This is a genomic window from Nocardiopsis sp. NPDC006139 (assembly GCF_040614155.1).
Lineage (GTDB): Bacteria > Actinomycetota > Actinomycetes > Streptosporangiales > Streptosporangiaceae > Nocardiopsis > Nocardiopsis changdeensis.
In genome coordinates this window covers 121,452-129,055 of record NZ_JBEXTT010000016.1, presented here as the reverse complement: position 1 = coordinate 129,055, position 7,604 = coordinate 121,452, and the positions used below count along the sequence as shown (strand labels likewise).

Below are 7,604 nucleotides of genomic sequence, written 5' to 3'. Positions count from 1 at the left end.
GACAACGTGAATCGGTGAGGCAAGACCTATGACGGACGACGCCCGACTCCTCGACTACCTCAAACGGGTGACAGCCGACCTGCGCCGCACGCGCGCCGAACTGGACGGCCTGCGCTCTCGTGGGACCGAGCCGATCGCGATCGTGGGCATGGGGTGCCGTTTCCCCGGCGGCACCGACACCCCCGAGGCGCTGTGGCGCCTGGTGGAGGGCCGGGGGGACGCGATCGGCGGCATACCGGACGACCGGGGGTGGGACGTCGCGTCGCTGACCGCCCTCCCCGGAGGGACGGGCGCGGGAGGCTTCCTGGACGACGTGACCGGATTCGACGCGGAGTTCTTCGGCATCTCGGCGCGCGAGGCCGCGGCCATGGACCCCCAGCACCGGCTCATGCTCGAAGTGTCATGGGAAGCGCTGGAACGGGCGGGGATCGACCCGACCTCCCTGGCGGACAGCTCCACTGGTGTGTTCACGGGGATCAGCGTGAGCGACTACGGAGGCGCCGCCACCGCCGGCGCGCTCCCGGTTCCGGAGGAGGCGCAGGGGTACCTGTTGACGGGGACCTCCACCGGCGTCGCCTCCGGGCGGGTGGCGTACACGCTGGGACTGTCAGGGCCCGCCCTGACGGTCGACACGGCCTGTTCCTCCTCACTGGTGGCCGTACACCTGGCGGTCCGGTCGCTGCGCAGCGGCGAGTGCGACCTGGCCCTGGCCGGGGGAGCCACGGTGATGTCGGGCCCGGCCCTGTTCACGGAGTTCGCCCGTCAGGGCGGTCTGGCCGCGGACGGCCGCTGCAAGGCGTTCGGCGCGGCCGCGGACGGCGCGGGCTTCTCAGAGGGGGCCGGGGCCGTGGTCCTGGAGCGGCTTTCGGACGCCCGTCGCAACGGACACCGCGTACTGGCGCTGATCCGGGGGACCGCGATCAACCAGGACGGAGCCTCCAACGGGCTGACCGCCCCCAGCGGTCCGGCCCAGGTGCGGGTGGTGAGGTCGGCACTGGCCGACGCGGGACTGGACGGCGCGGACATCGACGCGGTGGAGGCGCACGGGACGGGGACGCGGCTGGGAGACCCGATCGAGGCCCAGGCGCTGATCGAGGTGTTCGGTTCCACGGGGGGCCGGGAGGTCGGCATCGGCTCGCTGAAGTCGAACATCGGCCACACCCAGGCGGCCTCCGGGGTGGCCGGACTCATGAAGATGGTGCTGGCACTGGGCCGTGGTGTCCTCCCGGCGTCGCTGCACGCCGACACCCCCACTCCCCTGGTGGACTGGTCCGCGGGACGGGTGCGGGTGCTGTCCCGCGCGCGCGACTGGCCCCGGGGCGAGCGGCCGCGGCGGGCCGGGGTGTCCTCCTTCGGGATCAGCGGGACCAACGCGCACGTGGTCCTCGAAGAAGCCCCGCAGGACACCTCCGACCAGGAGGGGGAGGCGCCCGCTCTCGTGTCCGGTCCCGTGCCCTGGGTGCTGTCGGCCCGTACGGGCGGGGCCCTGGCCGACCAGGCGGCACGGCTGGGCCCCCATTTGGAGGAGACGGGCGCGGACGACCCGGCCGACGTCGCCCGGGCCCTGGCCACGACCAGGAGTGTCTTCGCCCACCGCGCGGTGGTGCTGGGGGGTGACACCGCGGAACTCGCAGAGGGTCTGCGCGCGCTCGCGGACGGCCGGAGCGCCGAGAACGTCGTGGCCGGAGCGGCGCCCCGGGGCGGCCGGGCCTCCGCCCCCGTGTTCGTCTTCCCCGGACAAGGGGGACAGTGGGAGGGGATGGCCGCCGGACTGATGGCCTCCTCGCCCCGGTTCGCCGCGTCGGTGGCCGAGTGTGCGAGGGCCCTGGACCCCTTCGTCGACTGGTCCCTGGAAGAGGTGCTGCGCGGCGCGCCTGGGGCCCCCGCCGTCACCGGGGGGGACGCCCGTGTGGACGTGGTGCAGCCGGCACTGTGGGCGGTCATGGTGTCACTGGCGCGACTGTGGCGGGAGGCAGGGGTGGAGCCCGCCGCGGTGGTGGGCCACTCCCAGGGGGAGATCGCCGCCGCCTGCGTGGCGGGCGCGCTCTCCCTGGAGGACGGGGCCCGGATCGTGGCGGTGCGCAGTCGCATCCTGCGGTCCCTGGCCGGGCTCGGCGGTATGGCTGCGGTCGCGGTCGGACCCGAGCGGGCGGCGGCCCTCGCCTCCCGCTGGGCGGGCCGGATCGGAGTGGCCGCGGTGAACGGCCCCGAGTCGACCGTCGTGTCCGGCGACCAGGACGCGATCACCGAGCTGGTCGCCGCCTGTGAGGGGTCGGGGGTGCACGTGCGTCGGGTCGACGTGGACTACGCCTCGCACTCCGCACACGTCGAACGGGTCCGGGAGGAGCTGCTCGCGGACCTCGCGGGCATCCGCCCCGGGCCGACGCGAGTGCCGTTCCACTCCACGGTCTCTCCCCACCCCGGCTGGTCGACGGACTCCCCGCCCGCAGCGGAGCCCGTGCGGGGGGAGCGGCTCGACGCCGAGTACTGGTACCGCAACCTCCGCAACCCCGTTCTCCTGGCCCCCGTGGTCGACCGGCTCGCCGAGCGGTCCGGGGCGTTCGTCGAGGTCGGTCCGCATCCGGTGCTCTCCTCGGCGGTCGAACGCACACTGGAGTCCGGGAGCGGACCCGAACCGGCGGTCCTGACGACGCTGCGGCGGGGCGAGGACTCCGCCGTGCGCTTCATCACCGCACTGGCGGAGGCCCACTGCCGGGGGGTGGGTGTCGACTGGGCGCGCGTCACCGGCGGCGGCCGGGCCCGCATCGTCCTGCCGACCTACCCCTTCCAGCACCGCCCCCACCGGCTGCCCGACCTCCGCCCGGCCGCCGAGCCCGCCGCCCTGGGGGTGGCGGACACCGGGCACCCCCTCCTGCGCGCGCACACGCCCATCGCCGGCACCGGCCAGACGCTGTTCACCGGAGTGCTCGACACCGACCGGCACCCCTGGCTCACCGAACACGTCGTCGGCGGGCGCCCCCTGCTGCCCGGGACCACGATCCTGGAGCTGCTGCTCCACACGGGGCACGTGTGCGGCTGCCCCGAGATCGCCGACCTCACCGTGACGGCACCCGTCGAGATCCCCGGAGACGGGCCGGCGACACGGTTGCAGGTGCTGGTCGACGCTCCCGACGAGCAGGGGCGCCGGGCCGTCCGGCTGAGCACGCTCGCCCCGGACGGCGGCGCATGGACCGTGCACGCCCGGGGGGAGCTGGCACCGGAGGGCGGACGGGACGCCGCCCCGGTCACCGCGGCCGGGACCGACGCGGTCCCGCTGCCCGTCGCGGATGCCTACGAACTGTTCGCAGCGCACGGATACCACTACGGTCCGGCCTTCCGGGGACTGGCCGCCGCCTGGGTGGACCGGGACGGCATCGGGGCCGAGGCGGCGGTGGCGCCGCAGCCGGGTACCGTGCCGGGACCGCATCCGGCGTCGGTCGACGCGGCGCTCCACGCGCTGCTCCTGCACCACCTGTCGGGGGAGGGCACGGCGCGCCCGGTCCTGCCGTTCGCCTGGAACGGGGTCCGCCGCCACGGGACCGGGACGCCGTCGCGCCTGCGCGTGCGGATGAGCCGGACCGGTTCCGACACCTGGGCCGTGGCCTTCGGCGACTCCGACGGGACACCGGTCCTGTCCATCGACCGACTCACCGTGCGCGAGGCCGCGCCCGTGCCCGGCACCGAGCCCGGGGCCCTGTTCCACCAGGAGTGGACGGAGGCTCCCGCGCCCGGGGACGCGGCACCCACCGCCCTCTCCTGGGCCGCCGTCGGCGGAGGCGGCCCCGAGGGCGTTCCCGGGTACACCGACCCGGTGGCTCTGACGGCCGCGCTGGACGAGGGCGCACCTGTACCGGAGCTGCTGGTGGTCCCCGCCGGGGGAGGGAGCGAACCGGAGAGGGTCCACGCCGAACTCCGCCGGATCCTGCAGACCGTCCACGGACTTCAGGACGACGTGCGGCTCAGGGACTCCCGTGTCGCCGTCGTCACCACGGGCGCCGTACGGGTTCCGGAACACCCCGGTGATCCGGACCGCCTGGACCTGGCGGGCGCCGCCGTCTGGGGCCTGGTCTCCTCCGCCGAGAGCGAGGACCCCGGACGCTTCCTGTTGGTGGACACGGACCGTCCCGGCACGGACGCCCTCGCCGCGGCGCTGCGAACGGGGGAGCCCCGGGTGGCCGTCCGGGACGGACGACCGTACGCCCCCCGCCTGGCCGGGGCCGCGGCCCCGGCCTCCGGCCTGCACGCCCCGCAGCGGCATACCGCCTGGCGGCTGGACGCGGTCCGGCCCGGGCGGGTCGACGGCCTGGCCCTGGTGCCCGACCCCGGGCAGGACCGCCCGCTGGAGCCCGGCGAGATCCGGATCGCGGTGCGCGCCGCGGGCGTCAATTTCCGCGACGTGCTCATCACCGTCGGCATGTACCCCGAGCCGGGGATGATCGGCAACGAGGGAGCAGGCGTCGTCATCGAGACCGGGCCGGGCGTGACCGACCTCGCGCCGGGGGACCGGGTCATGGGGATTTTCCCCGGCGCCTTCGCTCCGACCGCCGTCGCCCGCCGCGAGCTGGTCGCCCGTGTGCCCGCCGACTGGGACGACGCCGCGGCCGCGGCGGTGCCCGCCGCCTACCTGACCGCCTACCTCGCGCTCGTGGAGGAGGCGGACCTGCGTCGCGGCCAACGGGTGCTCGTCCACTCGGCCGCGGGCGGAGTCGGCCAGGCCGCCGTGCACCTGGCCCGTTACCTGGGAGCGGAGGTGCTGGCCACCGCCAGCCCGGAGAAGTGGGGGCTGCTCCGCGGTCTGGGGATCGCGGAAGAGCACCTCGCCCATTCCCGGGACCTCGGTTTCGAGGACCGGTTCCGCAAGGTCTCACCCCCGGTCGACGTCGTCCTCAACTCCCTCACCGGAAAGGCGATCGACGCCTCGCTGCGTTTGACGGCGCCCGGCGGGCGCTTCGTGGAGCTGGGCCGCAACGACATCCGCGACCCCGATCACGTCCGCACCGGCCAGGGAGTGGAATACCGTCCGTTCGACCTCTCGACCGTCGGCCCGGAGAGGATCCGGCACGCCTTCTCCGTTCTCGTCCCCCTCCTGGAGAAGGGGGAACTGCCCGGCATCGGTGTCACCCGGTTCCCCGTCGAACGGGCGGAGGAGGCATTCCGCCTCATGCAACAGGGGCGCAACGTCGGCAAGGTGGTCCTCGACACGGCCTCGAGGTACCGCCGCGACGGCACCGTCCTCATCACCGGAGGCACCGGGACCCTGGGAGCCCTGATCGCACGCCACCTGGTCGTGCGGCACGGTGTCACCGGGATCCTGCTCGCGGGCCGCAGGGGAGCCGGCCCCCGGACGGTCGGGCTCGCGGCGGAGCTGTCCGCCCTGGGGGCCGAGGTGCGCGTCGCCGCCTGCGACGTCGCCGACCCGGACGAGGTGGACGAACTCCTGCGCCAAGTGCCCGACGAGCGGCCGCTCGTCGGTGTCGTCCACGCGGCCGGAGTGACGGACGACGCCACCGTCGCCGGTCTCGACTCCCGGACCCTGGACCGGGTCCTGCGCCCCAAGGTCGACGGGGCATGGAACCTGCACACGGCCACCGCCGGCCTCGATCTGGACTTCTTCGTGCTGTTCTCCTCCGCGGCGGGGGTGTTCGGCGCATCGGGCCAGGGCGGCTACGCCGCGGCCAACTCCTATCTGGACGCCCTCGCCCACTACCGCCGCTCCTCGGGTCTGCCCGCGCAGTCCCTGTCCTGGGGCCTGTGGGCGGACGAGAGTGCGATGACCGCCCGCCTCGGGGACGCGGAGAAGGCCCGCATGGCCCGGGACTGGGGGTTGGCGGAGGCCATCGGGGCCGACGAGGGGTGCGCGCTCATGGACGCGGCCGCGGCCCTGGACGCCCCCCACCTCATCCCTGTTCCTTTGGACCTGGCCGGACTGCGGACGCGTGCCATGCGGTCCGAGACGGTGCCCGCACTGCTGCGCGGCCTGGCCGGCGCACCGTCCGGGGCCGGCCGCTCCTCCGTCCCGGACCCGGCGGCCCGTGTCCGGGCGGCCGAGCCGGGGGCCCGGCGGCGTGCCCTGCTCGTGGAACTGATCCGCACCAGGGCGTCGGAGATCCTCGGCCGCCCCGCCGGATCCGGGGTGGGGGAGGACGAGGACTTCCTGGAGTCGGGCTTCGACTCGCTCACCGCGGTCGAGCTCCGCAACCACCTGCGGGAGATCGCGGGGGTGCGGCTGCCCCCCGCGGTCGTCTTCTCCCATCGGACCCCGCGGGAACTGGCGGCCCATGTGGACGACGTTCTGGCGGGGGAAGGAACCGGGGACCCCGGGCCCTCCGCAGCGAGGGAGCCCTCGGGAGGGCTCGTCGACCTGTTCCGTGAGGCATGCCGGGCCGGACGGCCCGAAGCCGCGGTCGATCTCGCCCGCGCCGCCGCACGTACCAGGCAGGCCCCGCCCCCCGGGTGGTCCTGGCCGACCGGGCCGACCTCGCTCGCCACGGGCGCGCGGACACCCCTCCTGGTCTGCGTCCCCTCGCTCGTCATGATCTCCGGGGCGCAGGAGTTCTCCCGGTTCGCCGCGCACTTCCGTGGCAGTCGTTCGGTCCGGGCGCTGGCCCTGCCGGGTTTCCTCGACGGTGAGGAGCTCCCCGACGACCTCTCGGAGTTCTCCCGGGCGCTGGCCGACGCGGTACTCGCCGCGGCGGACGGTTCCCCGTTCTCCCTCGTCGGGCGCTCGTCCGGAGGGTGGGCGGCGCACGCGGCCGCCGAGGAGCTGAGCCGCCGAGGACACGCCCCGTCGGACCTGGTCCTGCTCGATACCCCGCTGCCGGACGCTCCCGGTGTGCTGCCCATCGTCACGGAGGCGGTCACCGCGCGCGCCGGTGAGTTCGAACTGCTGGACACGGCCGGGCTGAGCGCGATGGGCGGTTATCTGGAGCTGTTCGCCCGCTGGAGGCCCGGTCCCCTGGACGTTCCGACCTTCCAGATACGGCCGACCGACCCGGTCCGCGTCTCCACGGGAGAGGGCGCGGGGCTGGGCTGGACCTGGCCGGGTGATCACCGCCGCATCGAAGTGCCCGGCGACCACCTCTCCATGATGGAAGCGCACGCGTCCACCACGGCCGAGGCCGTCGACGCGGCCGTGACCGACGGTCCGGAGCGGAGCGGCCGCCGCCGGTGGTGGGCAGCCGGGCTCAGGAGGAGGTGACGTGGTAGACCTTGCGCAGGGTCTCGTGGACCGTCCAGCGGGTCCGGTCGCCCGCGCGCAGCAGGCACACGTCGCCCGGGCCGACCTCCAGGACCGGGCCGCCCTCCACCTCCACGGTCGCGCGCCCGCTCAGCACCACGAACACCTCGTCGGCCTCGGTGTCGGTGACCGTGCCCGGGGTGATCTGCCAGACGCCGCGGCTCTGGGAGCCGTCGGCCGACTCCCACAGGGTGCGGGAGGAGACGCGCGGGTCGCCCGCCTCGATCTGCTCGGGGTCCAGGGGCTCGGGTTCCAGCTCCACGTCGGCGACGCGGGCGGCGAAGGGGGCGGTGCCTGAGAAGGGGTCCATACCCCGATGATGGACGCGAGGGCCCCCGTCGGGAACGTTCACGGTGTTCCCGCCGGG

2 protein-coding genes are annotated in these 7,604 nt (G+C 75.0%); one reads left to right on the top strand and one right to left on the bottom strand.

The features are described from left to right. The first annotated feature begins 28 nt into the window (after window positions 1–28). On the top strand, window positions 29–7,198 hold the full coding sequence (locus tag ABZ249_RS21295; protein WP_355265618.1) for an SDR family NAD(P)-dependent oxidoreductase: 7,170 nt from the start codon (window positions 29–31) through the stop codon (window positions 7,196–7,198). On the opposite strand, the gene ABZ249_RS21290 is transcribed toward ABZ249_RS21295, so the two are convergent. Next, complete coding sequence (locus ABZ249_RS21290) at window positions 7,185–7,547, bottom strand: cupin domain-containing protein (protein ID WP_355265615.1); 363 nt, start codon at window positions 7,545–7,547, stop codon at window positions 7,185–7,187. The genes ABZ249_RS21295 and ABZ249_RS21290 overlap by 14 nt on opposite strands. Window positions 7,548–7,604 lie beyond the last annotated feature (57 nt).

Excerpts from the sequence above, each read along its gene's own strand:
- ABZ249_RS21295 (WP_355265618.1), top strand. The coding sequence starts at position 29 with ATGACGGACGACGCCCGACTCCTCGACTACCTCAAACGGGTGACAGCC.
- ABZ249_RS21290 (WP_355265615.1), bottom strand. The coding sequence starts at position 7,547 with ATGGACCCCTTCTCAGGCACCGCCCCCTTCGCCGCCCGCGTCGCCGAC.